This is a genomic window from Streptomyces sp. RP5T (assembly GCF_003933965.1).
GTDB lineage: Bacteria > Actinomycetota > Actinomycetes > Streptomycetales > Streptomycetaceae > Streptomyces.
In genome coordinates this window covers 1-2406 of record NZ_RSAJ01000897.1, presented here as the reverse complement: position 1 = coordinate 2406, position 2406 = coordinate 1, and the positions used below count along the sequence as shown (strand labels likewise).

Genomic DNA, 2406 nt, shown 5'->3' with positions numbered 1-2406 from the left:
GGGCGAGGTCTTCCCCCGTCGCAAGCCGGCCGAGCCCCCGGCGAACCCGCCGCAGCACCTGGCCGCGGGCTGAACCCGGGCGCCGCACCCCGCCCGGGTGATCCCGGCGCCGCTGGCTACTCTGGAGGCATGGACTACGTCTCCGCGCTCGTGCCCCCGGTCGTCATGGCCGTGTTCTTCATCGGTGTGATCCGGGTCATCGTGAAGACCCAGGGCGGGGCCAACAAGGCCAAGGAGGACGCGGCCGTGGACGCCGCCCTCTCGCGCGCGGAGGCGGCCAAGCAGGCCGACTGACCGGCCGCGCCCTCATCGGCGTACGACTCCCCGAGCCTCGTGCTGTCGGAGTCGTGCGCCCTTTTTGTTGCTGTTTGACGTCGAAAGAGCACGTCCGTCACGCCGATACCCGGATCTCCCACTATTGTGCTGAGGTGTGCCTCGCCCATTGGGAGAACTCGAAGACGCGGTCATGACGCGGGTGTGGAAGTGGAACCGCCCGGTCACCGTTCGAGAAGTCCTGGAAGACCTTCAGCAGGAACGGTCCATCGCCTACACCACGGTGATGACCGTTTTGGACAATCTCCATCAGAAGGGCTGGGTGCGCCGTGAGGCGGAAGGCCGGGCCTATCGATATGAGGCGGTCTCCACACGGGCCGCCTACGCCGCCGCACTGATGAACGACGCCTGGTCCCAGAGCGACAACCCCGCCGCCGCTCTCGTCGCCTTCTTCGGGATGATGAGCGAGGAACAGCGACGGGCACTCCAGGACGCCGTACGCATCGTCCAGGGGCCGCCCGTGGAGAACCCCGACTCGGCAACGCGGGACGGCGGGCGATAGCGTCCGCTCATGTCCGCGAAGAGCCCCTCCGCCGAGAACCCCGAAGTCACCGCAAAAGCCATCACCGTCCGGCGGGCCCGCACCAGCGATGTCGCCGGCATCCGTCGGCTCCTTGACTCCTACGTCCGCGACCGCATCCTGCTCGACAAAGCGACCGTGACGCTTTACGAGGACATCCAGGAGTTCTGGGTCGCCGAGCGCGACGACAACGCCGAGCTGGTCGGCTTCGGAGCCCTGCATGTCATGTGGGAAGACCTCGCGGAAGTGCGCACTCTCGCCGTGAAGCCCGGGCTGAGGGGGGCCGGGGTCGGTCATCAGTTGCTGGAGAAGTTGTTGCAGACGGCCCGCTGGCTCGGTGTTCGCCGCGTTTTCTGCCTCACCTTCGAAGTCGACTTCTTCGGCAAGCATGGCTTCGTCGAGATCGGCGAGACGCCCGTTGACACCGATGTCTACGCAGAGCTGCTGCGTTCCTATGACGAAGGCGTGGCGGAGTTCCTCGGTCTCGAACGAGTGAAACCGAACACCTTGGGCAACAGTCGGATGCTTCTGCATCTGTGATCGCCAAGGATTCCGGCGCTCGACCCTGCCCAGGTTCCCTATGTCCGAAACGCGCATGTTTCCGGACGAGGAGACCGCTGTCGGTCTCTCCCGAGGGTTTGTGTTTTTCCAGCAAAAGCGGTTTGCTTTCCGACGTACTGCAGTACTGCATATAACAGGGGACGGCGAAACGGCGGACGCCGCAGACCCCCGGCCCTCAAGTATTGGATGAAAGGAAATCCGGTGGCACAGAAGGTTCAGGTCCTTCTTGTCGACGACATCGACGGCGGCGAGGCGGACGAGACCGTCACGTTCGCGTTGGACGGCAAGACGTACGAGATCGATCTCACGACCGCCAATGCGGACAAGCTTCGCGGCCTTCTCGACCCCTACGTGAAGGGTGGTCGCCGTACTGGAGGCCGTGCTTCGGGCGGGCGCGGAAAGGCGCGTGCCGCTTCCGGTGGCAGCCAGGACACCGCTCAGATCCGTGCCTGGGCCAAGGAGAACGGTTACGAGGTCAATGACCGCGGCCGTGTTCCGGCGAGCATTCGCGAGGCTTACGAGAAGGCCAACGCCTGATCGAGAGGTGCACGAAGGCCGGGGCCCGCGAAGGCTTATGCCCGAGCGTGCCGCAGCCGCAACCGGTGGCATTGTGTCGCCACCGTGTTCACGACGCGTACGAGATCGGGGGCGCCCCCACCGCCCCCCAGCGCCGACACCGTCGGCAGCGAGGCCTCGACCTCGCACCCAGGCTCGGGGGGCCGCAGCCATACGGCGGCCCCCTGCAGGGCGCCCGGGACCTCGCCCGCACGGCCGTCCACGGAAAGCGCCGCGGGCCCGCCCGCCCCTGACGCCGGCGACCGCCCCGCGGATCCGCCCGGCATCCGACCCTGTGCCGCTCCGGTGAGCCCGGCTGCTCCCGGCGCCGGAGGCCGCGAGGCGAAGAGGTCGGGGCCCTGTGTCGCCCTGGCGGGGCCGAGAGTTCTTGGGGCTTGCCTTTGTGTCGTTTCTGCGGGCCCGTCGGGGCCTTGAGG

General features: G+C 67.2%; 4 protein-coding genes. All 4 read left to right on the top strand.

The window, feature by feature from the left end:
- The first annotated feature begins 129 nt into the window (after nucleotides 1-129).
- Nucleotides 130-294: a hypothetical protein gene (locus tag EHS43_RS46920; protein WP_185806647.1), complete on the top strand. Its 165-nt coding sequence runs from the start codon at nucleotides 130-132 to the stop codon at nucleotides 292-294.
- Nucleotides 295-430: 136 nt separating this feature from the next.
- Nucleotides 431-835: a BlaI/MecI/CopY family transcriptional regulator gene (locus EHS43_RS42635; RefSeq protein ID WP_260470975.1), complete on the top strand. Its 405-nt coding sequence runs from the start codon at nucleotides 431-433 to the stop codon at nucleotides 833-835.
- A 9-nt stretch (nucleotides 836-844) separates the two neighbouring features.
- Complete coding sequence (locus tag EHS43_RS42630; protein ID WP_007383770.1) at nucleotides 845-1393, top strand: amino-acid N-acetyltransferase; 549 nt, start codon at nucleotides 845-847, stop codon at nucleotides 1391-1393.
- A 222-nt stretch (nucleotides 1394-1615) separates the two neighbouring features.
- Nucleotides 1616-1951 carry an Lsr2 family protein gene (locus EHS43_RS42625; RefSeq protein ID WP_037717519.1) on the top strand — a complete coding sequence of 112 codons (336 nt, stop codon included), beginning with the start codon at nucleotides 1616-1618 and terminating at the stop codon, nucleotides 1949-1951.
- The last annotated feature ends 455 nt before the right edge of the window (nucleotides 1952-2406 follow it).